Annotated in this window: 25 protein-coding genes and 1 tRNA gene; 12 read left to right on the top strand and 14 right to left on the bottom strand. The window is 47.8% G+C overall.

Translation table 11 applies throughout. From position 1 onward, the window contains the following. The first annotated feature begins 6 nt into the window (after window positions 1-6). Window positions 7-591: a flavodoxin gene (locus FHW74_RS20445; RefSeq protein ID WP_183172162.1), complete on the top strand. Its 585-nt coding sequence runs from the start codon at window positions 7-9 to the stop codon at window positions 589-591. 107 nt (window positions 592-698) lie between these two features. Further along, window positions 699-1763 carry an alpha/beta fold hydrolase gene (locus tag FHW74_RS20450; RefSeq protein WP_183172163.1) on the top strand — a complete coding sequence of 355 codons (1065 nt, stop codon included), beginning with the start codon at window positions 699-701 and terminating at the stop codon, window positions 1761-1763. Window positions 1764-1836: 73 nt separating this feature from the next. Here FHW74_RS20450 and FHW74_RS20455 read toward each other — a convergent pair whose 3' ends face one another. Beyond that, the gene (locus FHW74_RS20455) at window positions 1837-3009 is read right to left on the bottom strand and encodes an MFS transporter (protein ID WP_183172164.1); all 1173 of its coding nucleotides are present in this window, start codon (window positions 3007-3009) and stop codon (window positions 1837-1839) included. Window positions 3010-3093: 84 nt separating this feature from the next. Here FHW74_RS20455 and FHW74_RS20460 point away from each other — a divergent pair, with 84 nt between their 5' ends. Next, window positions 3094-3594, top strand: a complete 501-nt coding sequence (locus FHW74_RS20460; RefSeq protein WP_087050470.1) for an Lrp/AsnC family transcriptional regulator — start codon at window positions 3094-3096, stop codon at window positions 3592-3594. Here the strand turns inward: FHW74_RS20460 and FHW74_RS20465 are convergent. Then, window positions 3591-4718: an MFS transporter gene (locus FHW74_RS20465; protein ID WP_128347774.1), complete on the bottom strand. Its 1128-nt coding sequence runs from the start codon at window positions 4716-4718 to the stop codon at window positions 3591-3593. The two genes, FHW74_RS20460 and FHW74_RS20465, sit on opposite strands and share 4 nt — an antisense overlap. 141 nt (window positions 4719-4859) lie before the next feature. After that, window positions 4860-5918: an alpha/beta hydrolase gene (locus FHW74_RS20470; protein WP_133123798.1), complete on the bottom strand. Its 1059-nt coding sequence runs from the start codon at window positions 5916-5918 to the stop codon at window positions 4860-4862. 264 nt (window positions 5919-6182) lie between these two features. On the opposite strand from FHW74_RS20470, the gene FHW74_RS20475 reads away from it, so the two are divergent. The 5 genes from FHW74_RS20475 (at window position 6183) to FHW74_RS20495 (ending at window position 10987) form a co-directional block, all read left to right on the top strand. Further along, the gene (locus FHW74_RS20475; protein ID WP_100730053.1) at window positions 6183-7067 is read left to right on the top strand and encodes a LysR family transcriptional regulator; all 885 of its coding nucleotides are present in this window, start codon (window positions 6183-6185) and stop codon (window positions 7065-7067) included. Between the two features lie 226 nt (window positions 7068-7293). Beyond that, the gene (locus FHW74_RS20480; RefSeq protein WP_103770800.1) at window positions 7294-8202 is read left to right on the top strand and encodes a LysR family transcriptional regulator; all 909 of its coding nucleotides are present in this window, start codon (window positions 7294-7296) and stop codon (window positions 8200-8202) included. 132 nt (window positions 8203-8334) lie between these two features. Next, the gene (locus FHW74_RS20485; protein ID WP_183172165.1) at window positions 8335-8841 is read left to right on the top strand and encodes an SRPBCC domain-containing protein; all 507 of its coding nucleotides are present in this window, start codon (window positions 8335-8337) and stop codon (window positions 8839-8841) included. Window positions 8842-9119: 278 nt separating this feature from the next. After that, window positions 9120-9971: an aldo/keto reductase gene (locus tag FHW74_RS20490; RefSeq protein WP_183172166.1), complete on the top strand. Its 852-nt coding sequence runs from the start codon at window positions 9120-9122 to the stop codon at window positions 9969-9971. A 26-nt stretch (window positions 9972-9997) separates the two neighbouring features. Next, on the top strand, window positions 9998-10987 hold the full coding sequence (locus FHW74_RS20495; protein WP_183172167.1) for an aldo/keto reductase: 990 nt from the start codon (window positions 9998-10000) through the stop codon (window positions 10985-10987). A gap of 24 nt (window positions 10988-11011) precedes the next feature. Here FHW74_RS20495 and FHW74_RS20500 read toward each other — a convergent pair whose 3' ends face one another. Next, window positions 11012-11905 (bottom strand): LysR family transcriptional regulator, encoded by an 894-nt coding sequence (locus FHW74_RS20500; RefSeq protein ID WP_016243455.1) that lies wholly within the window; start codon window positions 11903-11905, stop codon window positions 11012-11014. A 148-nt stretch (window positions 11906-12053) separates the two neighbouring features. Here FHW74_RS20500 and FHW74_RS20505 point away from each other — a divergent pair, with 148 nt between their 5' ends. The 4 genes from FHW74_RS20505 (at window position 12054) to FHW74_RS20520 (ending at window position 14815) form a co-directional block, all read left to right on the top strand. Next, window positions 12054-12827 (top strand): SDR family oxidoreductase, encoded by a 774-nt coding sequence (locus FHW74_RS20505; RefSeq protein ID WP_058668611.1) that lies wholly within the window; start codon window positions 12054-12056, stop codon window positions 12825-12827. Between the two features lie 141 nt (window positions 12828-12968). Further along, window positions 12969-13220: a DUF1471 domain-containing protein gene (locus FHW74_RS20510; RefSeq protein ID WP_058668610.1), complete on the top strand. Its 252-nt coding sequence runs from the start codon at window positions 12969-12971 to the stop codon at window positions 13218-13220. A 23-nt stretch (window positions 13221-13243) separates the two neighbouring features. Further along, window positions 13244-13555, top strand: a complete 312-nt coding sequence (locus FHW74_RS22940) for a hypothetical protein (RefSeq protein ID WP_255459957.1) — start codon at window positions 13244-13246, stop codon at window positions 13553-13555. A gap of 381 nt (window positions 13556-13936) precedes the next feature. Next, window positions 13937-14815, top strand: a complete 879-nt coding sequence (locus FHW74_RS20520; RefSeq protein WP_182320379.1) for a hypothetical protein — start codon at window positions 13937-13939, stop codon at window positions 14813-14815. Here FHW74_RS20520 and FHW74_RS20525 read toward each other — a convergent pair. The 10 genes from FHW74_RS20525 to deoC form a co-directional block, all read right to left on the bottom strand. Further along, complete coding sequence (locus FHW74_RS20525) at window positions 14802-17336, bottom strand: DEAD/DEAH box helicase (RefSeq protein ID WP_183172168.1); 2535 nt, start codon at window positions 17334-17336, stop codon at window positions 14802-14804. The genes FHW74_RS20520 and FHW74_RS20525 overlap by 14 nt on opposite strands. Continuing rightward, window positions 17333-18232: a DUF1837 domain-containing protein gene (locus FHW74_RS20530; protein ID WP_069596264.1), complete on the bottom strand. Its 900-nt coding sequence runs from the start codon at window positions 18230-18232 to the stop codon at window positions 17333-17335. Before FHW74_RS20530 ends, FHW74_RS20525 begins: the two co-directional genes overlap by 4 nt. Window positions 18233-18639: 407 nt before the next feature. Further along, window positions 18640-19815, bottom strand: coding sequence for an integrase arm-type DNA-binding domain-containing protein (locus FHW74_RS20535; RefSeq protein ID WP_183172169.1), 1176 nt, complete (start codon window positions 19813-19815; stop codon window positions 18640-18642). A gap of 163 nt (window positions 19816-19978) precedes the next feature. Then, window positions 19979-20054 (bottom strand) — tRNA-Thr (locus tag FHW74_RS20540). A gap of 157 nt (window positions 20055-20211) precedes the next feature. Next, entirely contained in the window at window positions 20212-21111 is a 900-nt protein-coding gene (locus FHW74_RS20545) for a sugar phosphate isomerase/epimerase (RefSeq protein ID WP_183172170.1), read from the bottom strand. Further along, complete coding sequence (locus tag FHW74_RS20550; protein WP_183172171.1) at window positions 21108-22238, bottom strand: Gfo/Idh/MocA family protein; 1131 nt, start codon at window positions 22236-22238, stop codon at window positions 21108-21110. The genes FHW74_RS20545 and FHW74_RS20550 overlap by 4 nt, the downstream gene beginning before the upstream one ends. A gap of 49 nt (window positions 22239-22287) precedes the next feature. After that, window positions 22288-23670: a sugar porter family MFS transporter gene (locus tag FHW74_RS20555; RefSeq protein ID WP_183172172.1), complete on the bottom strand. Its 1383-nt coding sequence runs from the start codon at window positions 23668-23670 to the stop codon at window positions 22288-22290. 121 nt (window positions 23671-23791) lie between these two features. Continuing rightward, a complete protein-coding gene (gene rbsD / locus FHW74_RS20560; RefSeq protein ID WP_183172173.1) occupies window positions 23792-24292 on the bottom strand; it encodes a D-ribose pyranase in 501 nt (166 codons plus the stop codon). A gap of 29 nt (window positions 24293-24321) precedes the next feature. Beyond that, on the bottom strand, window positions 24322-25233 hold the full coding sequence (locus FHW74_RS20565) for a ribokinase (RefSeq protein ID WP_183172174.1): 912 nt from the start codon (window positions 25231-25233) through the stop codon (window positions 24322-24324). 72 nt (window positions 25234-25305) lie between these two features. Beyond that, complete coding sequence (gene deoC / locus FHW74_RS20570; RefSeq protein ID WP_125295117.1) at window positions 25306-26007, bottom strand: deoxyribose-phosphate aldolase; 702 nt, start codon at window positions 26005-26007, stop codon at window positions 25306-25308. Between the last annotated feature and the right edge of the window lie 74 nt (window positions 26008-26081).

The raw sequence follows: 26081 nt of genomic DNA on the forward strand, positions 1-26081 counted from the left end.
TGGATTATGGAGCATGATCCCAACCGCAGAATGTTAATCACCACACTTGCCGGGCTGACGCTGGCGAACGTTTCTTTTGCCTCAGCTGCGACCGGAACCGCAAACGTGCAGGGTAAAAGCCGTGTTCTGGTGGCGTACTTTTCCCGCAGCGGAAATACACAGGTGATTGCGGGCGTCATTCACCGCAGCCTGAATACCGATCTGTTTGAAATCGAACCGGCTACGCCTTATCCGGAAGACTATTTTCAGACCGTTGAACAGGCGAAAAATGAGCGTGAGCGGGGAGTAACACCCGCATTGAAAAATAGCGTCGCAGATATCTCACGCTACGAGACCCTGTATTTAGGCTTTCCGATCTGGGGGACCAGCGTGCCGCCTGTAGTGCAAACATTTCTCAGCAGCCACAACCTTGCGGGCAAGTTAATCATCCCCTTCATTACTCACGGTGGCTACGGTAAAGGAGACAGCGACGACATCCTTACCCGTCTTGCCCCGACTGCACGTCGGGAAAAACCGCTGGTCATTGAATGCGACCAGGAGCGAAGAACCACTGAAACGGTCACCAGCTGGTTAGAGACAATACGCAGTTAATCGTCCGCATTCATGAGTCTGCCAAATAAGGGCAATCAGGGGTGCTAAATAATTAACGCGGACAACTCAGATATTATTGAGCGGCAAACATAACAGAGGATGTAATCTTGAAGACAATCTTAAAAACGCTGACCATCTGCGTAATGGCGGGCGGCCTGGTGGCTCAGTCGGTCTATGCCGAGCCGCTGGTCATTCAGGAACAAGGAAGCTTTTCTGCTGGTGGCACTATCATCACCGCACCAGGAACATTTGATGCAAAAAAGCCGCTGGATTCAGCTGGCCAAACCTATCATGGCGATCATGCCTCAGTGTTCTACCAAATCCCGGAGAATCCGCATAAATACCCTATCGTCATGCTGCACGGCGCAGGTCAGTTCTCCCGTACCTGGGAAAGTACCCCGGATGGCCGCGAAGGGTTCCAGAACATCTTCCTGCGGCGCGGATTCTCAACCTATCTTGTCGATCAGCCACGTCGGGGCAGCGCCGGGCGCACGACGGTAGAAGGTACTGTTACGCCTAAACCGGATGAACAAATGTGGTTTAACCAGTTCCGAGTTGGCGTGTGGCCAGAGTATTTTAAAGGTGTTCAGTTTTCTCACGACAAAGAAGCGTTGAACCAGTATTTCCGTCAGATGACCCCGAACACCGGGCCGTTTGATATCAATGTCATCTCTGATGCGATGTCCGCCGTCGTGAATAAATCCGGCCCAGCTATCCTCTTCACCCACTCTCAGGGTGGCGGACCAGGCTGGTACACGGCGATGAAAAATGACAAGGTCAAAGCCATTGTCGCCTTCGAGCCAGGCAGCAGCTTTGTCTTCCCGGAAAAAGAACTCCCTGCCCCTATGCCAAGCGCGTTTGACACGCTGAAGGGTGAGCCTGTGCCAATGGAGCAGTTTATGGCACTGACCAAAATCCCGATTCTGATTATTTACGGCGATAACATACCGGATAAACCGGTTGCCATGCCCGCGCAGGACAGCTGGCGCGTACGCCTGGCGATGGCTCGTGAGTGGCGTGACGTGGTGAATAAGCATGGCGGGGATGTGACGGTGACGCATCTGCCTGAAGTGGGAATCAAAGGGAATACCCACTTCCCGTTCTCTGATTTAAATAATGTGCAGATTGCTGATTTGGTGAGTAAATTCTTGAAAGAGAAAAATTTGCAGTAGCCGTTTTAGAAAATCACCTAAATCATTTAAAAGAGCGCCCAACACATAGTGGGCGCTCATCGCCTTGTGTAACTTATTCAAGTACCGGCAAAATATAACCTTTACGCGCACTTTGCCATGCAAGAACAGCGAGGCCCAACGCAATGAAGGACAGAATTGCGCCCGCCCAGTTCGGAGAAGCCAGTCCAAAACCCGCAGCAATGGTTACCCCACCGGCCCATGCCCCCAGCGCATTTCCCAGATTAAACATGCCGATATTGACCGAGGCCGCCATTGTCGGGGCTCCCGCATGGCTGGCGCGCTCCATAACCAGTTTCTGAATCGGTGAGACCGTCGCGAAGCCGAAGGCCGCCATCAGGAAGACTGAGATGCCGGCAACCCACTGGCTTTCAACACCCGCCCAGAAGACCAGCAGCACCAACCCCTGAGCCGCGAGGGTAACGAACAGCGTGCCAAACAGAGAGCGGTCAGCGAAGCGTCCACCAATCCAGTTACCGACAGCAAGTCCCAGACCAAACAGCACCATTAACCCTGCCACGCCGCCTGAGGAGAAACCGGCCTCCTGCACCATCATTGGCGCAATATAGGTAATCGAGGTGAAAAAGGCGGCCGGACCGAAAATCGTGATCCCCATGACCAGCAGCACCTGCGGGTCAACAAAGGCTCTCAGTTCGTTGCGTAAAGCAATAGCTTTGCCTTTCGCAATATGCGGAACCAGCACGGCTATGCTTGCCATCGTCAGCACCCCAATACCAGCAATGATCCAGAATACCAGCCGCCAGCTAAAGGTTTGCGCAAGCCACGTACCCACCGGAACGCCAAGCAGATTGGCTAACGTCAGCCCCGAAAACATAAAGGCAATGGCGCTTGCCTGGCGTCCGGGTGCCACCAGCGATGCGGCAATAATCGAGCCGATACCAAAAAAGGCACCGTGATTAAAAGAGGTAATAATACGACCGACAATTGCTATCACCATCGTCGGCGCGATGGCCGTAATGATATTACCGACCGTAAAAATACCCGCCAGCGTAATCAGCATGGCCTTGCGGGGGATCCTCGCGCCAATAATCGTTAACAGCGGTGCACCAATAAATACGCCCAGCGCGTATGACGTCGCCATCATTCCCGCCTTCGGGATACTGACGCTAAATTCTGCTGCGATTTGTGGCAGGATCCCGGCGATGACAAATTCCGTCAGGCCGATACCAAATGCGCCCACGGCGAGGGCGAAAAGTGCGATAGGCATTGCAACTCCATTATTCGTTTTATGGCTTAATAATATTAGGTAGAATTAAGTATATTCATATTTTCATTCAGATTGAGAAGCCCTATGAGCGCATTTGATAAAGAAAAAGATGGTATTCGGCAGACAAGACATAAACCGGCGGAATTGGATGCCATTGACCGAAAAATATTAAGTGCCCTGGCAGAGGATGCAGGACGCAGCTACACGGAATTGAGTGAGATTGTGAACTTATCAGCCCCGGCGGTTCACGATCGCGTAAAACGACTGAAGCGCGATGGGGTGATCAAGGGTACCGTGGCGGTCCTGGATGGCTGCAAGCTGGGACGGACGCTGTTAACGTTTCTGGTTATCGACACCAGTAGCTATCAGGCGACGCGCGCCCTTTTGCAGTTCACCAGCCGCAAGGAGGTGGAAGAATTGCATACCGTTGCCGGCGACGGCTGCGTCTTTATCAAAGTACGCGCCGCCGATACCGAATCGCTGGAAAATTTCCTGATGGAGATTCAGAGCCTTGAGGGCGTACGTTCCGTACGCAGCTATATTGCGCTTTCCACTTTTCTGGAGCGCGGGCCCTCGCCGGATTAACGCGCACCGGCCTTCTGGCGTGCGGTAAAAAAGGTCAGTACGCCCGCGCAAAGGAGCAGCACGCTACTCATGGCAAACGTGCTCTGCCAACCGAGGTGGTCAAACACGATGCCTCCTGCCGTTGATCCAAGGGCGATGGAGAGCTGAATCACCGCGACCATGAGCCCGCCTCCGGCTTCTGCGTTATCAGGCAACGTACGCGCAATCCATGTCCACCATCCGGTTGGCGCAGCGGTGGCCAGCATGCCCCAGAGCCCTAACAGCAACGAAACCGTCCAGACCAGATGCCCGGTCAGCATCAGGCCGATGGCAATGACGGCCATCAACCCAGGTATGGCCATCAGCGTAGGGTAGAATTTTCTGTTGAGGAATGTCGAAACAACCAGCGTGCCGATAAAACCGGCTACGCCGATAATCAGCAAAATCAACGACAAGCCTGAGGAATCAACCCGCGTCACGGTCTCCAGGAACGGGCGCACATAGGTAAATAGCGTAAACTGGCCCATGAAAAACAGGCCGCAGGCCAGCATGCCAACCGCAACCACGCGGCGGCTAAGTATGCGGAATACATCGCCAGGTGACGTGCGGCTTTTATTCGCATCCATACTGGGCAGGCTGATGCACTGCCAGATAAAGGCGACCACCGCGATGGGCACCAGGCACAAGAAAGCGCCTCGCCATCCGACCGTGGCACCCAGATAGCTTCCCAGCGGCGCGGCCACGACCGTCGCCAGCGCATTACCGGCATTGAAAATCGCCAGCGCACGCGTGACCTGTTGCTGCGGCACCAGACGAATCGCCGTTGCCGCAGACATCGACCAGAATCCGCCAATCGCCATACCGATCATCGCGCGACCGATCATATACATCAGATAACTGGAAGCCAGCGCAATAATAAGCCCCGATACGGCCATCAGAACCGTCATTCCCAGCAGCAGGAATTTACGATTCATCTTTCCTGCTAGCGTTGAAAGCGTCAGGCTGGTCAGAACCGCCAGTGCGCCGGAGATAGCAATCCCCTGCCCAGCCAAACCCTCCGTCACGCCTAAATCGCGGGCAATCGGCGTGAGCAGGCTGACGGGCATAAATTCAGAAGCAATCAGCACAAACACGCACAGGGTCATGGCAAAAATACCGCCCCAGTATGCGCGCTGATGATGAGGTGATGGTGTTTGGTTTAGCGTCGACATAGTGAAATTTCACGAAGGCCAGGATAAAAGCCACCAGCCAGAGGCCGGTGGCTTTGCATCAATTCAGGAGAGGGTTTATTTCAGTTTGGTCTGGAAAAATTGTTCGAATTTCGCGAAAGGTATTTTTCCGGCCACGTTATCGTACAGATCCACGTGATTTGCCCCAGGCACCACCACCAGCTCTTTGTCTTTACTACCGACCGCCTTGTAAGCATCTTCAGCAAAATAGCGTGAATGCGCTTTTTCACCAGTCACAATCAGCGTCGGGATGGTGATTTCACTGGCGTAGCTCAGCAGCGGCATATTCATAAATGATATCGGCATCGTTGCCGTCCACGCCCCGGTCGAGTTAACGGAACGTTCGTGGAAGCCGCGCGGCATGCGATAGTAGTCAAAGAACTCTTTCAGTACCGGATGTGGATTTGCTGGCAGCGTTTCTGGCAGAACGCGCTCGCCCGCGCTGACCTTGCCGTTGCTGTCGACGCTAATATCATGAGCACCGTGTGCGAACGTGCCGCTCTGCGCATCCTTCCAGCGCTGTTCATTCAGATATTGCAGAACAGCACGACGGTCGGCGGTGGAATAACGGTCTTTGCCATCCCCCACACCATGGCCCATCGCCCGGCTCATGTCGTACATCACGCTGGTAGCCACCGCTTTAACGCGGGTATCCATCGCGGCATCGTTCAGCGCCATGCCGCCCCAGCCACAAATACCGAGCAGCCCGATACGGTTGCGATCCACCTCTTTTTGCAGCCCTAAGAAATCCACCGCCGCGCTGAAATCTTCAGTGTTGATATCCGGTGAGGCGACGTTTCGCGGATAGCCGCCGCTTTCCCCGGTGTAAGAAGGATCGAACGCCAGGGTAACAAACCCTTGTTCCGCCAGCGTCTGCGCATACAGGCCGCTGGATTGCTCTTTCACCGCGCCAAATGGCCCACTGACCGCAATCGCCGCCAGCTTGCGATCGCCACGGTCTTTAGGCAGGTAAAGATCGCCCACTAAGGTGATGCCATATCGGTTCGGGAACGAGACTTTACGATGTTCGACTTTCTGGCTCTCGGCGAACGTTTTATCCCATTTATCTGTCATGGACACAGGGGCATTAGGATTGGTTGAATCAGCATAACTCATTGTCGTGACTCCACTTAATGATGCGAATAACAGCATGGCCGGCATCGCGGTTTTTAGCGTTCGGGTGAAGGCTTTCATAAAAATCCCCATAAAAAACAACAGAGAGATACAGGTTTCCGACGGACAACGCTGCGGTGCTTTGCTTTGATGGGGTCATTATAGTGAGCAGAATTAGTGCTGATTAGGGGGCGATTACTGCTAAGATTGATACCATATTGTTATAAATCAATACTGAATTTGCTGTCATTCCGGGGGGATTTTTCAATGGCGAAAAGGGAGAACTACAACGAGCTGTACCTGTTTATGCAGGTGGTGCGAGAAGGCAGCTTTACCGCAGCGGCTCAGCGGCTGGGGCTTGCTCAGTCAGGAGTCAGCCGTTCTGTTCGCGAGCTTGAAGAAAGGCTGGGCGTCCAGCTGCTGGTGCGCACCACGCGTAAACTATCGCTGACGCAAGCAGGCGAGCAGCTCTACCAGAAGACGGCATCTGGATTTGATACGTTAGATCTTGGGCTTGCCACGCTGGCGCACTATCGAGAGACGCCCTCCGGTACGGTACGTATCAATGCCAGCCAGCACGCGATTGATAAATGCCTGCTGCCAAAGCTGGCGGTATTTAAACAGCGCTATCCTGATATCAGACTGGAACTGATGAATGAGAGCCGGTTCGTCGATATCATCGAAGAGCGATTCGATGCTGGTGTCCGTCTGGGGCCTGAAGTCGGCCAGGGCATGGTCGCGGTGCGCATCACGCCCGATATGGAGATGGCGATTGTGGGGACTCCGGAACATTTTCGTCGCTACGCTTTTCCGCAAACCCCGACAGATTTAAAGACGCATCCCTGTATCGCCTATCAGTTTGCCGACGGCAGCGTATACCAGTGGGAACTCACTCAGGATGATAAAAAAATCACTCATCAACCCGAAGGGCAATGGGCCTTATCCGACAGCTATATGGAAGCAGAGGCCGCCCGACTGGGCCTCGGATTGGCCTATGTTCCTGTTGAACTGGTCGCGGATGATTTAGAACGCGGTAAGCTTATCAGGGTGTTGCAGCGTTACAGCCTGCGAATGGAAGGATTGTTTCTCTATTATCCCCATCGCAACGTCTCTCCCGCCCTGCGGATGGTCATTGATACATTGAAAATCTGAACGTTAACAACGACCGACTCTTCACTGTGCAAAATTGTGTCAGGTAGTCTCTCTGCTTTCAATTCTAAGGTCTGCTTTGAGTTGAAGAGCGGACTTATCCGTACAAGGCCTACCATCCAGAAATGGAAGTTCCCCCAAAAGGAAAACACTCGCAAACCTTCTAGACAACCTTTTCCCGAGCATTTAGCCTGAATTAAAATTTTAATATCTGTCAGGCTAGTTCATTATGAAAAATGATATCAGAACCCTCGACCTTAACCTTCTTAAGGCCCTTGATGCATTACTGGATGAGGGAAGCGTGACTCGGGCTGCACAGCGCCTCTCACTGACGCAGCCTGCCGTCAGTGGTATGCTTATTCGCTTGCGTGATTACTTTGACGATCCACTCTTTGTTCGCACCAGCCACGGTATGGTCCCCACAATGCGGGCCAACGAACTTTCTACGCCGGTAAAACAAATCCTCACCGATATCGCTATCCTGCTGAAACCAAAGAAATTTGATCCCGTGACGGTGGAACTGACTTATACCATCGTCGCAACGGACTATGCACTTAAGGCTGTTGTCGTTCCGTTGATGGCTGAGCTAAAACAACGTGCACCGTATATTAAAATCGCCGTGCGGCCCGTGGACAATGAGCGAATGTATCAGCAGTTATCTCGGGGTGAAGTTGATCTGGCTTTGATAACACCGCAAACAACCCCCGAAGACCTGCATGGAAGAGCGCTCTATGAAGAAGATTATGTCTGCGTAGCACGACGTCATCATCCTCTGGCAGCGAGTTCAGAAATGACGCTCGAACAATTTTGCAAACAGGAACATATTCTGGTGTCTTCAGAAGGTAACTTCACCGGTGTTACAGATGAAGCACTGGCTAAGCTCAGTCTGACACGACGAGTAGGCATGTCAGTTAATAGTTTTCAGGTGATACCTGATATATTACAAGTGACTGATATGATTGCAGTTGTACCTCGCCGCATGGTCCTGACTAACAACGATCTCATCATTCTCCCTTTGCCCCTGAAAGTACCCGGCTTTACCAAGAGCATGGCCTGGCATGAGCGAACCCATCGTGACCCAAGTCATCAGTGGATTCGTGCTTTATGCGCAGAAGTAAGCCAACATCCCGCGTCCTGATATAATTTATCTTATTAAGAATATAAGTAATGACAATTCGCCTTATAACTCCATTGCACCATAATCACTGTCATCACGTTACTGCCGTAATGACACACGCAGTGCACTCAACTATAGCAATTGGAGAAATTTATGAACGCGATTAACTGGCCAGAAGGCTTTGTTCCGGGTTTTACCGATAACTTTGTTTCTAATGAAATGATCATCTCAGGTCTGAACGTCAATGATGTCTGGCCGCTCCTGAGTCAGCCATTGCTATGGCCGGAATACTATAAAAATTCCGCCGTTGTGCGCTTTTATGACAACAAAGGTCCAGAATTGGAAAATGGGGTTCGCTTCTACTTCAGCACGTTTGGTTTCCCAGTTGAAGCTCAGGTTGTGGAGTTTGTTCCACCTGCTGAAGGTAAACCTGCTCGTCTGGCATGGCACGGATGGGCCGGTGAAAAAGATACCGCTCAACGACTCGATGTCCATCATGCGTGGCTACTGGAGGATCTTTCCGGTCACAGGGTCCGTATCCTAACGCAGGAAACACAGAACGGAGTCCCGGCAAAAGATCTGGCAAATACCCGCCCAAACCCAATGCTTAATGGTCATCAGGAATGGCTTGACGGCCTGATTCGAGCAGCAAAGAAATAATAAACCGCTTTCCACAGTCATATCACTGAGGCTGCACTTCCCCGCAGCCTCAAGAATATTTGCCCGTTTGCTATTGCACTTGATTACAGGTAAATCATGTAACCCCCGCAAGTGACACCGCGCGGCCATATCTGTAATGTCCCCTCCTGGCACAAAGCCGACCTTGAGCCCCTCCAAATTAATGAACACATCTAATAAACCCTAGCTAATTACCCCATCTAATCGAATAAATCACTTTGCGTTATGCTTTTCCTACACAACAGCTGAAGGATAACGTCATGCAAACTGTAAAACTGAACAACGGTATTGAAATGCCCCTACTGGGCTTTGGTGTGTTTCAGATGTCTGATGCCGCTGAATGCGAAAGAGCGGTTATTGATGCGATCGATACGGGATACCGCCTGATCGATACCGCAGCGTCTTACCAGAATGAAACCCAGGTCGGGAACGCACTGAAACAGACCGGTATCGCACGTAACGAACTTTTTGTAACGACCAAACTTTGGCTACAGGATACCAATTACGAAGGCGCTAAATCACAGTTCGAACGCTCCCTGAACCGGCTGCAACTTGATTACGTCGACCTGTATCTGATTCACCAGCCTTACGGCGATGTCCATGGGGCATGGCGTGCTATGGAAGAACTGCAGCAGGCAGGCAAAATTCGCGCCATTGGCGTCAGCAACTTCCATCCAGACCGACTGGCCGACCTTATCGCCTTTAACATAGTGGCCCCTGCGGTAAACCAGATTGAAGTAAACCCCTTCAACCAGCAGCTGCATGCGGTTCCGTGGAATCAAAGCCGTGGCATTCAGCCGGAAGCCTGGGCACCGTTTGCAGAGGGTAAAAATGGTCTGTTCCAGCATCCCGTGCTAACAGCAATTGGCCAGAAGTACGGTAAAAGCGTGGGCCAGGTTGTGCTGCGTTGGATCTTCCAGCGAGGCATCGTTTCACTGGCGAAATCGGTCCGCAAAGAACGCATGGCTGAGAACATCAATATTCTCGATTTTGAACTCAGCGCTGAGGATATGCTGCAAATTGCCGCCCTCGATACCGCTACCAGCGCCTTCTTCTCCCACCGTGACCCGGCGATGGTGGAATGGCTGACTGGCCGCAAACTGGATGTTTAAGTCGCGATAAGAGAGGTATTCATTCAATGCAAAAACGTTATCTGGGTAAATCCCGACTCGAAGTTTCCGCGCTTGGGCTCGGTTGCATGGGCTTAAGCCACGGCTACGGCCCGGCGACCGATACTCGTCAGGCTATCGAGCTCATTCGCGCAGCGGTTGAACGTGGCGTCACCTTTTTCGATACCGCTGAAGTGTATGGCCCTTTCCTTAATGAAGAGGTTGTCGGCGAAGCCTTAAAACCATTTCGTGACCGCGTGGTCATCGCCACTAAGTTTGGTTTTACTTTTGGCGACGACAACAAGCAGCAGATTTTAAACAGCCGTCCGGAGCATATCCGTGAAGCTGTGGAAGGATCATTACGCCGTCTTAAGACTGATGTCATTGACCTGCTGTATCAACACCGTGTCGATCCGGATGTCCCGATTGAAGATGTTGCGGGTACGGTAAAAGACTTGATAGCTGAAGGCAAAGTTAAACATTTCGGTCTGTCCGAAGCGGGTGCGCAAACCATTCGTCGTGCGCATGCTGTACAACCTGTCACGGCCCTACAAAGCGAATACTCAATGTGGTGGCGCGAGCCTGAGCAGGAGATCCTGCCGTTACTGGAGGAACTTGGTATTGGTTTTGTACCCTTCAGCCCATTAGGCAAAGGATTCCTGACGGGATCGATTAAGCCAGGAACCACTTTTGGCAAGGATGATTACCGCAGCACCGTGCCGCGTTTCGCCGGGCAGGCGATTGAAGCCAATGAAAAGCTGGTCTCATTGCTGGGTGAACTGGCGGCAGAGAAAGGCGTGACGTCTGCACAAATCGCGCTGGCATGGCTGCTGGCACAAAAGCCGTGGATTGTTCCTATCCCTGGTACCACGAAACTGCACCGGCTGGAGGAAAACCTGGGGGCCGCCGACATCATCCTTTCTCAGGATGACTCGCGACAGATAACCCAGGCGCTTGAAACGATTAAAATCGTCGGCGAACGTTACTCTCCTGAGCACCAGGCCCGCGTAGGCCGTTAATACCCGGACGGGTCTACGGACCCGTTATTCCTGGTAGCGAAGCGCATCGATCATCAGCGCAAAAGCGGGCGGATGCTGCTTACGGCTCGGGTAGTAGAGGTAATATCCGGGGAAAGATGGACACCAGTCCTGCAGAACCTGAATAAGCTCTCCTGACTTTATATAATCCTGCACCCTGTCTTCAGGTATGCAGGCAATGCCAAAACCAGATAACGCCGCATCAATCCTTTCTGCCTGCAGATTAAACGTGACCTGCCCTTCCACTCTGACCCGTAGCGGTTTCCCTTCCTTCTCAAACTCCCAGTGGTAAAGCCCACCGGCTGTCGGCAGGCGCATATTGATACACCGATGATTTTGCAGCTCGTGCGGCGTTTCAGGTGCAGGATTTGCAGCGAAATAAGACGGCGCTCCTACCACAGCCATTCTCATGTCCGGCCCAATTCTTACCGCAATCATGTCCTTATCCACGCTTTCGCCCAGGCGGATCCCGGCGTCAAAACGCCCCTCAACAATATCGACAAAGCCGTTATCAACCACCAGTTCAACATTGATTTCCGGATATTCCCTGAGGAAGGGTTTTAGCTTCGGCCATACCAGACTTCGCACGGCATGCTCCCCGGCAGATAAACGGATATTGCCGGAGGCAGTGCCGTTCAGCTGAACCAACGATTCCAGCTCCTGCTCCAGATCGGCAATACGAGGTTCAAGACAGGCAATAATTCTCTCACCGGCCTCTGTAGGGGCAACGCTTCGGGTCGTGCGGGTCAGAAGGCGGATATTCAACCTTTCCTCCAGGGCCTTCATCGCGTGGCTGAGTGCAGACTGAGAAACGCCCAGTTTACCCGCTGCTTTGGTAAAACTTCGCTCCCTTGCCACCACAAGAAAGATTTGCAGTTCGTTGAAGTTTTCTTTGAGCATCGGCGATTTCCTTATGGAGGCATTCCCTTCATCGCATACTCATGAAGGGTATTCATAGACACAATCATTTTAGCCCTATTACTGACAATAATGATAATTGATATTCTGACCGTATCGAAAATAAGTCTGAATTATCAGAAGGTTTATCATGAAAATACTCATTGCAGGCGCGACAGGAAGTATTGGCCTTCATGTCGTCAATACCGCTATTAAAATGGGCCATCAGCCTGTGGCGCTGGTCAGAAATAAACGCAAAGTAAAATTGCTTCCTCGTGGAACAGATGTTTTTTACGGCGATGTTTCAATGCCTGAAACACTCACCGAATTGCCGAAAGATATTGATGCCATCATTTTTACGCTCGGTTCCGATGGTCAGGGTCGTATTGGTGCCAGAGCAATCGATTACGGCGGAGTACGTAATATTTTACGAATTTTCAAGGATACGCCTGTTCGCATCAGCCTGATGACCACGATTGGCGTGACTGAACGGCTCAGCACCTGGAATCAACGCACTGAGGTTCATGACTGGAAAAGACGCGCCGAGCGTCTGGTCAGGGCCAGTGGTCACCCCTATACCATCATCAGGCCCGGCTGGTTTGATTACAACAATGATGATGAACACAGAATTGTTATGCTTCAGGGGGATCGTCGCCACACAGGGACACCGGAAGATGGTGTGATATCCCGTGAGCAAATCGCAGAGGTTCTGGTCAGTGCCCTGACCAACGACGAGGCAAAAAATAAAACGTTCGAGCTGGTGGCTGAACGAGGTGAAGCACCACAGGATCTTACCCCACTGTTTGCAGACCTGCAGACTGATGATCCACAAAAAAATGATGGGGTTTTAGACATAGACAATATGCCTCTCAGGGAAGAACCGGGGTGCATTGTTAACGAGCTGAATTTGTATTCAAAAAATTAACTAATCTACAACCCTGACAATTTTATCATATAGCGGTCAGCCTCATGACAGCTAAGGTCTGTATATTTGAATGTACAGAGGGGGAAAGTTCTCCTGATACGAGTCCAGTTTCAAACATAGATTTTAAAAGAGGTATTAGATATGAAATCACTACTTATTACTTCATTTGTCATGGGATTTATTGCAGTAAATGCCGCATCTGCCGCTCAGGAAATTAACCATGCAGATGGGAAAGAAAAGATTGGTGTAGTCTCAGCCAGCAATGCCTATACGCTTGATGATTTATCGAATGCGCTCTCTCGTAAGGCTGATGAGCAAGGAGCAACATCATTCAAAATTCTGTCAACCACGGGGAATAATCGACTGCACGGGGTTGCTGAAATCTATAAGTAAATCATTAGCATCTCGAACAGGATGTGTCTCAACCCTCTTATAGTGAGCGTCGATTTATGTTCAGAACAGAAGACATCATCGATGAGATAACTCAATGGATTGATTCAAACTTGCATAAACCGCTGAAGATAGAGGATGTTGTTGCGCAGCAGGATACTCGAGGTGGCATCTTCAGCGAAGCTTTGTATAGAAAAAAGGAGTTAATGTTAGTTATTACAACTCCCTTTAATTTTGATCCGTATTTAGACAACATGAATCATCAACATAAATGTATTGTAGTTTCAAGAAATGAACTCTCGATATCACTGAAATTAGTTCTTTTTAACATACTTTAAAAGCACTCCTACTAACACATCCATTAATCTAAATATAACCCTTACGGAATTCTTTCAAATCAAAGAAATAAAAATACAGTTGAAAGATTACATTCCATAATAAAATTCAGCCTAATAAAAAATAATTACCACACTCACCTTGCAAAAAAAACACTAATTTTATGCAAGCTGTTCTAACTAAATAAATTTTTTATAAAAAAGGCCACTCATCTTAATATAAATTAAAAACTTTAAAAACACTCACCATTAAATTATTCCATTGCTAATTTAAGTATTCTCCATTGAAAAAATATTATTTATCATTAGACAAGATATAATGTTTCATGATAAGATACTGGTTATTTATACATGTATCTGCCGATGTGTTGTGAGGATTTAAAAATGAGTGCAAATAAAATAAAAAAAAATGTCACGGTCATTTTTTTTAAAATAGATACTAAAGATGAGTATTTTGATGATTTTGCTCTTAACTATGCTACAGTATCGGAATTAGATGAGAACGTTAGAGTAATTTCCCATCGGGACAGAAAACATTTAATTAAAGTTGATCATTATTGTCTTCATGATGGGTTAAAAACTTTTAATACCACTATTGTTAAAGAGCGCAATACATGGCAAATCAAAGCAACTAGAGATGGTGTAATAAGTGGAATTAGCCTGAACCAAGGTATCATAGGCGACCCCTACTTTATTACTGTAATACCCTCAATGAAGATCATCTTTGGTTTTACCTCTGGGCCCAGTGGGACTATAAAAAGTATCTGCCGATTTATATTGGAGCAATTTAACACCGATCGCAGGAATAAGATAAAACTTGATCTTATTCCTAGGAGAAAAGAGTTTACAACACTAAATAACATTCCTGAATTTGACAGTCTTCATTTTAAAATGAATTCTTCTTATCTAGTTGATTTAGCTGATGATGCACCAACATTTTTCAAAGAACTGGCTTCTACACCACTTATTGGGCCTGGAATGCAATTATCATTTGATTTGGCATTCAATAATGATAATTATAATCAACTTACAAAAGAACATGTTGTTGAAATAGTTAACTTTTTATCCGATCACGATGGTTGTTCAGGTTTGAAAGTTAAGGGTAAAGATAATCAAGGAAACTCAATTAATATGGATTTTTCTAATTCGTTTCTCACCTTTAAAACTGAAATCAATACACGCAACAAATTTATTGATAAAGACGTATCGTTTGGTGTATTGAGATCAGCTCTTCAGGAGTTGTTAAAATTCAAGAACGATTAACTAAATGTTCCATTTCTTTTTTTATAACAACGTGTATTCGAGAAATGCTTTCTGAGTCTAATAATCTAATTAAATCAGCAAGATTTTTAATTGGCACTCCAGAAGGCACTTTCTCATCAATTTCTTTAGATGCTTCTCGTGACAATCCAAGGTTTAATAAATCCATCATCCTCTCGTCACTAGCACCAATTTCCAAAAAGTAATGTAATTTTACACTTTGAACATTACTTCTTTTCATTCTGGCTGCCAATACAAAAAGTGTATAATAACATTTTATTGCATTTGATAGCCTAAATCTAACATCGCTATTAATTACATTTATAACATTACGAACTGACTTATTAACTTTAACCTCATTTATACCTTCATCTTCATCATTGGCGTCCTGCGAAGGAGAAGCATTATCCCAATAAATCTGTTCCGATATCATTTCTTTTAAGCTATTTCCTTGAATCCATTTTTTAGATATAAGACAGATATATTTAGCTGTATAGTTTCCAGATGGGATAAATACGCCATACTCAATAAGCTTACTTGAAATTTTTAATAATCTCTCATACAAATCTTCCGATTTAGGGTGTGGTAATGACCATTCATGTAAATCAAGCTCGCTCATTAGAAACTCATAGACTTTATTCTGCTGAATATATCCTATCGTAGGGTTAGACTCTAAAATCAGGGATGATACTTTCAAATTTAAAAATGCCTGCTCAACATCATTCTTCAATCTGCGAATCATATGGCTATCAAGTTTTACCTCTGGAGCAGAAAGTGTATTATCAAGGCTACCATTATCAAAAGCTTTAATTAACTTATTAGCTACTGAGTAAAATTTATATTGCTCATCCTCCCTAGGATACTGACCTGATAGAGCCATTATCACATCATCAGTTTTATCATTGATTAATTTAAAATAGGTTGGTATTTTTTCTTCTTTGAGTTCATCACTTTCAGTAAAATAATCATCAAAGGCCCATTTATCCTGCTCAATAAGGAAAACATTACCAGAAAAATGCTGAAGCATTCGACCTGCCCTTCCAGTGATGTTATTTATTTTTACATCCTCAAGTCTTTCTGGGCTTTGGAATTTCTGTTTAAAGAATGGATTTTGAATAAATAAATTTTTTGCAGGAAGGTTTACTCCTTCTGCTAAAGTACTTGTGCAGCATATATATTTTACATGCCCTTCTTTAGCTAAATTTTCAACCATAATTCTAACTGATGTCGGCAATGGGCTGTAATGAAATGCAACACCTTTCAGAAGATTAGAAGCCAAAGTAAACTCTTCATGAATAAAGTGTTTAATATATTCAGAAGCTTCGATCAGTGCTTCGTTATCATCAACAGCCTCTATTCTGTTTGAAATATCTTGAGCTATTGATTCACAATAGTTAGTTTGGTTTCTATAAATAATATTGCTATGATTTTTCCCTAATCTATAAACTATATCAGCAAGTTTTTTTTCTTTAAAGTTTTTAGGGATTACCACCTTGTCTGCGGAATACAATCTATCAATTTCAAGATTTCTTCCTTTCGGCCTCACATTCATTATTAATTTTGAAACCGGAGAATGGCTGGTTATCTCCTTTTTAAAGGCAATATCATTAAATACACTTGTGAAACTATTCTGATATTGTGGTGATGGCATTCCAATAATGATCTGAGGAGTACCATTATCCAAGACTTTTTCAAGTGTTAGATGAAGTAGAACCCCTCTACTTTCATCAGAAATATTATGAGCTTCGTCTATAAAAAGATAGTTAAAGCTGATATCGCCTCTTAGCAGAACCTCATGTAACCGTTCTTGCGTCATAACAAAGAATGTTTTGTCTGAAAAATTACCATCTCTTGGTATAGTACAAATTTCAATTTCCTTTTCTCTTTCCCTTTCCTTAGCAAGATTATAAATTTTAGATGATACTTCTGTAATTAATGCTCGGGTAGGAACTACAATTACAGCAAATGCGCCATCAAGGCTATCGAGTACACTATCAACTAAATAATTTAGTATAATATGTGTTTTCCCCGCAGAGGTCGGTGCAACGGTAATAACATCATCACCTCTCTGTAGATCATCCCAAAGCCTTTTTTGAAAATCAGTCAATATAATATTTAGAGTCTCTACATTATTTAATGAACGACGAAAATTAAATGTAGCTTCTGAGAGGAAATTATGTTTGAAATGTATTTCCGGAAAGCGTTTTTCAAGTAATTCTATATTTGGAAAGTCTCCGGTGCTGGTAAAAACATGTGCAGCAATAGGAATTATTTCAGGATAATCTGTCCCACAAGAATCGATTAACATTGATAGAAGGTTAGCACCTTCTTTCAAATATTTTTCATCTTCAGATTTATAAAAAATCTGAGAGGCTGTAGTTATATTTTTTGCGAGTTCCTTACAAATGGTTTCTTTTTCACCAATAAGCATCTTAATATAGCCTGAAAACAACTCTGATGTACCACTTTTGAATTTTTCATTATTTATTATCCGATTAGACAATTTGGTGTAGAATTCGCTCATTTTTGTATCCCAAGATGGGTTATAAAATCCTTGACTAAAGCCTCAGTATCGGTAAAAGGCAGAATCATTAATGTTGACGATTCAATATTCACACTTCTTTTCTCGAGCTTTTTATAATAATCGTCAATATGATTGAATGCCATATTTATATAACATTGAAGAAAATCTTCACCTTTGAGACAGCTCTCAATTAAATTTTTATCTGCAAAACCAATAAAACAAGGCGAATGAATATGATCATCAATATTTTTATTCTCAAATGGATTTAGTATTCCAAGAAGTTCTTCTTCTGCATCTTCATCTAATTGAGGGAGGTCTATGTAACTATCGATTAAATTGAACTCATCAAGATATCTACTTTTGGCTTTTTCTATTGAACTTGCAGCTTTGGTTGCAGCATTACTAAAGGTCGTATAAAGCTTTGACTCACCTAAATATACACGTATTTTATTATTGACGTACTGGATATGTACGCCATCAGCGCCAAAGACTGGCATTTGCGGACTGGTTTTTAGGGAGATTTTGCTAAGTAACTTAGGAGCTTCTAGGTAAACATCAACTAAAGTAAATAGGATTAATTCACCAAGTTCACCATGTGCCGTTTGTTGACTTAGTTTACTTAACGCTTTTTTGAAAAGAATGTCCGCAGCTTGAGCACCATTTCGCTTAAGTTTTTTCTCAATATCTTGACAAGTGAGAGCAAAGTGATGGAGCAACTCATTTGCTATCAAGTCGAAAAATGCTGTATGGTTTATTACTCCATTGATTGAAGGCAGGTAAACTAACAATGTTTCAACGCGTCTTCCATCTGAAAGAAAAATAGAAACATTAACTTTTTTTAGCATATCCTTTATAACGTGCGTATTTTTCAATTGAGGAGCAAGCTTCATTGTCATGTAATTATTTCTTTATTAAATTGAAAAAAAATAAGAAAACTAATGAGACAAAATAATGCTTAATTAGGCTAATAATAACGCCTAATGAATCTCTTGGAAAGTCGAGGAAAACCCATCATATCATTATGGTTTTTTAATCTTTCTCAATAACACTTTTCAGCTCAATCGTTTGAATTTATATAAAAATAAAGATATTTATTCTGCGCTAATAATTTTAAAGATCTATTCCCATCTTATTGTGCGAAAATAAAGTAAAACACCTGTATGATAAAACCAATTTAATCAAAAAAAATAAGACTAACAAACGTAAAATTCATGGTGGTAGCTTCTAATGAACAACGAAATGATTTCATTTATTATAAATTAAACAAAGTTGATTCCCCATAAAAGTAATAATCATGCCTTACTTAGTAACTAGAATTTTCAATAAACCCTCCATACCATTGCATCATCTCCCTCCGCCCATCCAGATACAACGCATGGTTATACGTCCCGCGAATCGCATTCTTATCAACGTGAGCCAGCTGGGTTTCAATCCACGCTGTATTGAACCCTTCCTCATGCAAAATCGTACTCATCGTGTGGCGGAAACCATGCCCCGTGACCTTCCCCGTATACCCAATCCGCTTAAACACCTGATTAATACTCGCTTCGCTCATTGTTTTGCGGGGATCATTCCTCCCAGGAAACACCAGAGGATATTGTCCAGACATCGCTTTGAGCAGCTGTACGATCTCCAGCGCTTGGGTAGAGAGGGGCACCAGGTGAGGCCGTTTCATCTTCATGCGCTCTGCAGGTATTTCCCACACCGCTTTTTCAAGATCAAACTCACTCCAGAAAGCACCTCGAAGCTCACCGGTGCGAACCCCCGTAAAGATCAGCAAACGTGCGGCAAGAACAACTAACGGGCTGCCTGTATAGCTAGAGAGAGCTTTAAAGAAGTCTGGTAACTCCTCAACGGTAAGGAAGGGATAATGCTTCGATTCATGTCCTGACATCGCGCTGGTTAGATCCACCGCAGGATTGTATTCCGCACGGCCAGTAACGATGGCGTAACGAAAGACTTCGCTGCAGCGCTGGCGAACCTTCTTAGCCTTCTCTGTCGCGCCACGGCTTTCCATACGACGCAGCACATTAAGCAGAACCAGCGGTTTGATTTCATTCACCGGCAGTTGGCCGATATAGGGGAAAATATCTTTATTGAAAGCTTCGATAATGTCGGAGGCATAACCTTCTGACCAACGGCTCACCTTCGTTCCGTGCCATTCAAGCGCCACAGACTGGAACGTGTTGTTGAGTTGCACATCCCGAACCAGCTTTTCTTCTTTCTTTGCGAAAGACGGATCGATACCCTCGGCCAGCTTTTTCTTAGCTTCATCACGCAGTGCCCTCGCTTGTGCAAGGGACACTGCCGGATAGACCCCAAAAGCCATACGCTTCTCTTTTCCATTGAAGCGATATTTCATTCGCCAGTATCGAGAACCAGAGGGAACGACTTCAAGATACAAACCAGCACCATCTGCCAGCTTATAGGCTTTCTCTCTGGGTTTAGCTGCATCTACCTGTCGCGCATTTAGCTTCATTGGGGGCATCTCCCTGGACCGAACACAGAATGCCCCCACTTATGCCCCCAACTGTAACTTGATTCCGATTGAGTCCAGTTGATAACAGGAGATAAGATACGGGCTTGAAGCCGCAGTATACGGGCTTTAAGTTGATTTCGGTAGACTTGGGAAGAGCTTGAAATGGTGCCGATAATAGGAGTCGAACCTACGACCTTCGCATTACGAATGCGCTGCTCTACCAACTGAGCTATATCGGCCCTGAGAGAAGACGTGCTCACGGGCGCGAACACGGTGTAAAAGGGTAAGTAAATCTGGCAAAGCCGTCAATGGCCTTATGAATTAAGTGGTGAGTTTTGCGCCAGTTTACGCAAGTATCCCGCCCTGCTGCGCGGGATACCTGATTCAGATTAGGAATTACGCCCCGGTTACCATCAGCACGTCATCCACAAAGTTTTTGGCGCGTGGGATATCTGATTCATCCACATGCTCGATAATCAGCGGAATGTTCGGATGATTTTTCGCGAGCAACTCCACATACAGCAAGTAGTTAAGCGCCCCCAACCCCGCCGCCGGCAGTTCCACCGAACCGGCTCCACGGAAGCTATTGTGTTCCGCCGCCCCGTCGCCGAATTTCTCCATCACCACGTCAGTTTTCTTGCAATCTTTGGCATGGGCAATTTTAATTTTGCTGTCCAGTACATTGAAAATGCTGTGCAGCGTCTCATCAATAGCGTCGATATTTTTGTCATCAAAATAGTTGGTCGGATCCAGCGCCAGACCCAGGCCAGGGTGATCGACATCGCGCATCAGGCGCGCCACCTGGCTAACCGATCCGATAACGTTGTTAACGTAGTTTTCCACCAGAAACACCGCGCCGTGGTCATACGCGAAAGCAGCCAGTTCGCGGGCGATGGCTTTAAATTCCTGGTAGGCCTCTTCGGTGCTGTTTTTCGGATCGTATAGCCAGTCGCTGTCGACGTTATAAGTGCCAGTTTCGCTGATCACATACGGCGTGCCAAAGTCCCGCGCGTGAGCGAGGATCTCTTTCACCGCCGCGATGTTTTCCGCGCGTTTTACCGGGTTCGGATGCACCAGGTTGGTGTATGCAGAGATAGCGACAATCGGCAGGTTGGCTTTGCGAAACGCGTCACGCACCTGGTGCGCTTTTTCTTTAGTAATATGCCCGCGGCTTAGATCGATATCGGTAAATTCGAGGTCAAGCTGCACGCAGCCCATCCCTGCCTGCTTAATCTTCGCGATAGTCTCTTCCAGGGTGTAGGGGTAGTAACCGGTAAAGATGCCGACGTTAATCATTTTGTATTCTCCTGAAGGATTTCATTGAGATAAACGGTTCGCTCTTCCTGAATAGAGGCATAACAGGCTTCGATACAGGCCAGCGTGCCCAGGTTGTCCTCGGCGCTGATTTCCGGTTCGGCGCTGTGTTCGAGGGCGCACAGCAAGCTCGCCAGGGTGCCGATAAACGCATCCGGGAACCACTGGCGCTCCCATTGCGGAACGATCCAGCGGTTGGGGTACTCGCGTGACGCCAGTTTTAAGGTACTGCCGCAATACTCTGGCGGACGGCGGTGCCAGCCAAAATCCCCTTCCGCCAGCCCGTCGGTGCCTTCCACCCGCCAGTTGATGTAGTTATTTTTAGCGCAGGGTTCCCCCGGCCAGGCCCAGACATCGTCCAGACTGGTGGCAATCAGGCCATTGGCGTACTGGAAGGTGTATTGGGTAATGCCATCGGTATGATCAAACGTCGTGCGCGGGTCGGTGCGGCAAACGGCGGTGACTTTAACCGGGTCGCCAAACAGAAAGCGGAAAGCGTCGATATGGTGGATTGCCATGGCATACAGTTCGAGCTTTTTATATTGCTGAAGAAACGGCTGCCAGTCAGGAATAGCGCGCATATCAATGCTGGCAAGCACGGGCGTGCCAATCAGTTGGTTATCGAGAATATACTTTAACGCCCGGATTGACGGGTCGTAGCGCATATTGGAATTCACCGCGACAGGGATGCCGCTCTCTTTACTCAGACGGACAATTTCACGCCCGGCCTCCAGCGACATCGCCAGTGGTTTCTGGCACAGAATGGCTTTCACATTTTTGGCCGGAGAGTTATTGGCGCAGATAAAGCGCACAATCTCTAACTGAATATGCGGCGGTACGGCAATGTCGATAATCTCGATTTGCGGGTCGCATACCATCTCCTGCCAGTTAGCGTAGATTTTAGGGATGTGAAATGCTCCGGCCAGCCGCTGGCTATGGGTAATATCCAGTGAGGTAATCCCATACGGCATAAACCCGGCTTTCTGGTACGCCACCAGATGGCAATGCTCAACGATAAAACCCGCGCCGATAATACCGATTTTGTAGTCTTTTCGCTGCGGTAATGCCGGACGTGTCGCCTGCTCTAACAAGCGCTCTAACGAATCCATGATGCCCCCGTTTATGATTGACGGCGAGAACGGTTCTCGCCGGATATATTCAGCGCAACGCACTTCCCTTCACCGACGCGTTGTCCGCAAGCGGAGAAGCATGGCGCTGTTTTTGCAGCCAGAACTGCTCGATCTCTTCCAGTGATTTTCCTTTAGTTTCTGGCAGCATAAATTTGGCAATCGCCAGCTGGATCAGGCACATCACGGCAAAGAAATAAAACGTGTTATTGCCGCCGAAGGTTGCGAGCGTAAAAGGAAATAGCCAGACCACCAGGAAATTGAATATCCACTGGGTGAAAGAAACCAGCGCCACGGCTTTACTGCGTATCGCATTGGGAAACATTTCCGAGACCAGGGTCCAGAATACCGGTCCGATACAGGCGGAAAAGCAGGCGATATACGAAAATAAAAACAACAGCGTTACCAGAACCGGCAAGGAGTGATGGAACGAGAAGCCCAGGAAAAACAGCGACACGCCCATAATCAACGAGCCATAGAAATAGAGGGGCCGCCGCCCTACCCGGTCAATTAACACCACGCCGATTACGGTCGCGATCAAATTGATGACGCCCATAAAGATATTGAAATAGAGCGCAGAGCTAATAGAAAACCCGGCGGCCATCATTATTTTCGGCGCATAATCCAGCGCGGCGTTACAGCCAATTAACTGCACCAGCACCGCCAAAATCAATCCTAATACAATGCTGCTACGTGAATCTTTATTAAACAGCGCACTGGCTTTGGTAGTGTGATGAGCCGCGAGGTTTTTCTCTACGTCAGCGGTAATGTTTTGCGCTTCTGCCGGGGAATAAAAACGTTGCAGTATCGCCAGCGCTTTTTGTTTTTGTCCGCGAATGGTCAGCCAGCGCGGGCTTTCCGGAATAAACAGCAGCCCAATAAAAAACACCGTTGCAGGAAACACGCCGGAGATAAACATCAGCCGCCAGTTACTTTCCAAATCCTTTAAAAAATAATTGGTCATATAGGAGAGCAAAATACCCAGCATGATGCACAACTGGTAAACCGCGGTCATCCGTCCACGCATTGATGCCGGTGCCATTTCCGCCACATACATCGGCGAAAGCACTGAAATCGCGCCGACGCTAATCCCGCCTAGCAGGCGGTTAAGAATGAATGTGGTCTCGTTGGTGGCGATACCGGTTCCCGCACAGGAAATACCAAATATAATCGCGGCGACAATCAAAACACGTTTGCGGCCATATTTATTGGTAACGTATCCCGACCCGAATGATCCGATAATACAGCCTACAAGTAATGAGCTCACACCCCAACCGAGCTGGAGTTCATTCCAGCTGAAATAACTCTGGATAAAAGGAATAGCGCCGGCAATTATCGCGATATCAAAACCAAACATGATCCCGCCGAAAATGGCCACGCAACAACTAAAGTACAAATAAAATGGATATTTCATCGTCACAATCCTTACCGGGATACGAGCCTCATGAACAGAAAAACAGCCCGTATCGCCCTGTCGTGTGCCTGCGATAATCCGCTATTGATTCGGCTGTTGTGGTTACCCAACAGCCGACTGATTAGTTAAGTTCCGGGACGTGATTCTCTTTAATCCGCTGGCGGCGCGCGACATAGGCGGGCAGCGGCTGGACGTGAGTACCGTCGGCAAACCACGCGAACGGATCGGTACTGGCCACCAGCGCGAAGTTAGCCCACGGGTTAAACGAACCGGAGCGAATAATCACTTTGGCTTTGTAAGCGAGCTCGTTGCACAGCACTTCATGGCTGGCTTCGCTAAAATCCGTCCCGGAGCCAGTGAAGATATCCTGCACCTGGCGGTACAGGTCCGGGTTGCAGTCGCGGACTTCGCGAGCAAATTTAATATCCTCGACAAACACTTCATGGCGCAGCACGCGCAGGATATCGGTCACGTCGGGAATACCGGGCCAGAAACCAAGGTCGATGCGATTCGCGTGTGGCGGGATAGGGAAACCGGCGTCGGTCACCAGGATAATATCGGTATGGCCGAGGGTGGACAGCGCCGCCGCGAGTTGAGGATGTAGGATACGTTCAGGTCTCATGGTTATCTCTCCGAATTAAATTTTTATAATTAACAACCGAGAAATTGTTCGACTTCTTGACGCGTTTTGTAGGAGGGCACGGTTTCCCAGTCGCAACAGCACAGCGCGGCGGTGGCATTGGCGAAAAACGCGGCTTTTTCAATGGGCTGTCCTTCGCTAAGCGCCACCGCTAATCCGGCGTTGAAACTGTCTCCCGCGCCGTTGCTGTCTACCACGTCCACTTTGCAGGACGGGATTTCAAGCGTATCGGTGCGGCTAAACACTGCGCTGCCCGCTTCGCCAAGCGTCATCACCACATAGCGGCAGCCGGTCTCCAGTAGCAGATCGGCTATCTCGCGATTACTGCGCGCATCGTCGGGAGCCAGACCTAGCGCCACGCGGGCTTCGGTTTCGTTGGGCGTCAGGTAATCGATATGGCTGAGGTTTACGCCACGTAAATCCCTGGCGGGGGCGGGGTTGAGAATGGTGATTTTGCCGAGCTGCTTAGCGAGATTCAGGCCGTAGAGCGCAGTTTCCAGCGGGATTTCCAGCTGCGCCAGCGCTACGCGGCTCTGCTCGATAAGCGTTCTTGCTTCGTCCACGTGCGCCGGGCTGAACAGTTTATTGGCCCCCATATCCACCACTATCACGTTGCGGGCCTGATTATCTTTGATGATTAACCCGGCTCCGGTCGGTAATTCCGGGGTTAAGGTCAACGCATCGATATTGACGCCTTCGTCGCGCATCAGGGTCACAAATTCATGGCCGAAGGTATCGTCGCCAACCACCCCAGCATAGGCCACGTTCGCCCCGAGCCGCGCCGCCTGCACCGCCATATCCGAGCCTTTTCCGCCCCAGGTCTGGCGAAAATCGCTGCCGATTAACGTCTCGCCCGCCATAGGGATGCGATCTGCCGTCATGACCAGCGCTTTGGCATAACTGCCAAGGATAAAAATACTCATCAGTCATTCCTCTTTTTGACTGCCAGTGGCACAACGCTGCGCCGCCGCAATGACGCTTGCGGCGGCAATGTATTAGTAGGCGTTGATATCCCCGGTCAGGCCTTTAACCAGTTCCGGCCCGGAGCTGGTGCCGACCAGTTCGGCTCCGGCTTCGAACATCGCTTTCATTTTTTCCAGGGTATTGACCTTACCTGATACTTTTACCCGGCACGGTAACTGAATATTGGCTTTGAGAAGCCGGACATCTTCTACCGTCGCTTCGCAGCCGCCCTTGCCCCAGCCGCTGGACTGTTTCACCCAATCAATACCGGCTTCAAAGGCATAACGGGTGGCTTTGATTTTCAACGCCTCTTCGGTGATGAAACCAAATTCCAGCATGGCTTTAACTTTCATCCCCAGGTCGTGCGCCACATGGACCACGCTTTTCAGCTCGTTGAAATAGAGATCCTCCTGGCCGCCCAGCAGATAGCCCGGGTTTGGCGGGAAGTCGAACTCATCGGCGCCCTCTTTCGCCAGCTCGCGTACCACCGCCACTTTCATCGCCGTGGTGTCGTTCGCCATGGGGAAGTTGACCGTGGTCGCCACCCGCACGCCGCTGCCTTTCAGCATCTCTTTAGCAAGGGAAACCCAGCAGGGCGCAATCATGGCGGCATCAAATTGATACTGCATGCAGGTTTCCAGATGTTTAATCACCCCTTCGCGCGTCAAATCCGGGTTGACGTTGGTGTACTGAATCGCCCTGGCGATTTGGCGCGGATCGTTAAAATCAATCATGGACAGCTCCTGTCTGATAAGTAAAAAACCTGTAAGTGCGCAGTGAAGATGTGGTTACTTTAGGCAGGATGGCG

It is taken from the genome of Atlantibacter sp. RC6 (assembly GCF_014193285.1).
GTDB lineage: Bacteria > Pseudomonadota > Gammaproteobacteria > Enterobacterales > Enterobacteriaceae > Atlantibacter.

Bases quoted from the DNA above. Each gene is read 5' to 3' on its own strand.
- FHW74_RS20445 (WP_183172162.1), top strand. From the start codon at position 7: ATGGAGCATGATCCCAACCGCAGAATGTTAATCACCACACTTGCCGGG.
- FHW74_RS20455 (WP_183172164.1), bottom strand. From the start codon at position 3,009: ATGCCTATCGCACTTTTCGCCCTCGCCGTGGGCGCATTTGGTATCGGC.
- FHW74_RS20460 (WP_087050470.1), top strand. From the start codon at position 3,094: ATGAGCGCATTTGATAAAGAAAAAGATGGTATTCGGCAGACAAGACAT.
- FHW74_RS20465 (WP_128347774.1), bottom strand. From the start codon at position 4,718: ATGACCCTGTGCGTGTTTGTGCTGATTGCTTCTGAATTTATGCCCGTC.
- FHW74_RS20470 (WP_133123798.1), bottom strand. From the start codon at position 5,918: ATGAGTTATGCTGATTCAACCAATCCTAATGCCCCTGTGTCCATGACA.
- FHW74_RS20475 (WP_100730053.1), top strand. From the start codon at position 6,183: ATGGCGAAAAGGGAGAACTACAACGAGCTGTACCTGTTTATGCAGGTG.
- FHW74_RS20480 (WP_103770800.1), top strand. From the start codon at position 7,294: ATGAAAAATGATATCAGAACCCTCGACCTTAACCTTCTTAAGGCCCTT.
- FHW74_RS20485 (WP_183172165.1), top strand. From the start codon at position 8,335: ATGAACGCGATTAACTGGCCAGAAGGCTTTGTTCCGGGTTTTACCGAT.
- FHW74_RS20490 (WP_183172166.1), top strand. From the start codon at position 9,120: ATGCAAACTGTAAAACTGAACAACGGTATTGAAATGCCCCTACTGGGC.
- FHW74_RS20495 (WP_183172167.1), top strand. From the start codon at position 9,998: ATGCAAAAACGTTATCTGGGTAAATCCCGACTCGAAGTTTCCGCGCTT.
- FHW74_RS20500 (WP_016243455.1), bottom strand. From the start codon at position 11,905: ATGCTCAAAGAAAACTTCAACGAACTGCAAATCTTTCTTGTGGTGGCA.
- FHW74_RS20505 (WP_058668611.1), top strand. From the start codon at position 12,054: ATGAAAATACTCATTGCAGGCGCGACAGGAAGTATTGGCCTTCATGTC.
- FHW74_RS20510 (WP_058668610.1), top strand. From the start codon at position 12,969: ATGAAATCACTACTTATTACTTCATTTGTCATGGGATTTATTGCAGTA.
- FHW74_RS20520 (WP_182320379.1), top strand. From the start codon at position 13,937: ATGAGTGCAAATAAAATAAAAAAAAATGTCACGGTCATTTTTTTTAAA.
- FHW74_RS20525 (WP_183172168.1), bottom strand. From the start codon at position 17,336: ATGAGCGAATTCTACACCAAATTGTCTAATCGGATAATAAATAATGAA.
- FHW74_RS20530 (WP_069596264.1), bottom strand. From the start codon at position 18,232: ATGACAATGAAGCTTGCTCCTCAATTGAAAAATACGCACGTTATAAAG.
- FHW74_RS20535 (WP_183172169.1), bottom strand. From the start codon at position 19,815: ATGAAGCTAAATGCGCGACAGGTAGATGCAGCTAAACCCAGAGAGAAA.
- FHW74_RS20545 (WP_183172170.1), bottom strand. From the start codon at position 21,111: ATGATTAACGTCGGCATCTTTACCGGTTACTACCCCTACACCCTGGAA.
- FHW74_RS20550 (WP_183172171.1), bottom strand. From the start codon at position 22,238: ATGGATTCGTTAGAGCGCTTGTTAGAGCAGGCGACACGTCCGGCATTA.
- FHW74_RS20555 (WP_183172172.1), bottom strand. From the start codon at position 23,670: ATGAAATATCCATTTTATTTGTACTTTAGTTGTTGCGTGGCCATTTTC.
- rbsD (WP_183172173.1), bottom strand. From the start codon at position 24,292: ATGAGACCTGAACGTATCCTACATCCTCAACTCGCGGCGGCGCTGTCC.
- FHW74_RS20565 (WP_183172174.1), bottom strand. From the start codon at position 25,233: ATGAGTATTTTTATCCTTGGCAGTTATGCCAAAGCGCTGGTCATGACG.
- deoC (WP_125295117.1), bottom strand. From the start codon at position 26,007: ATGATTGATTTTAACGATCCGCGCCAAATCGCCAGGGCGATTCAGTAC.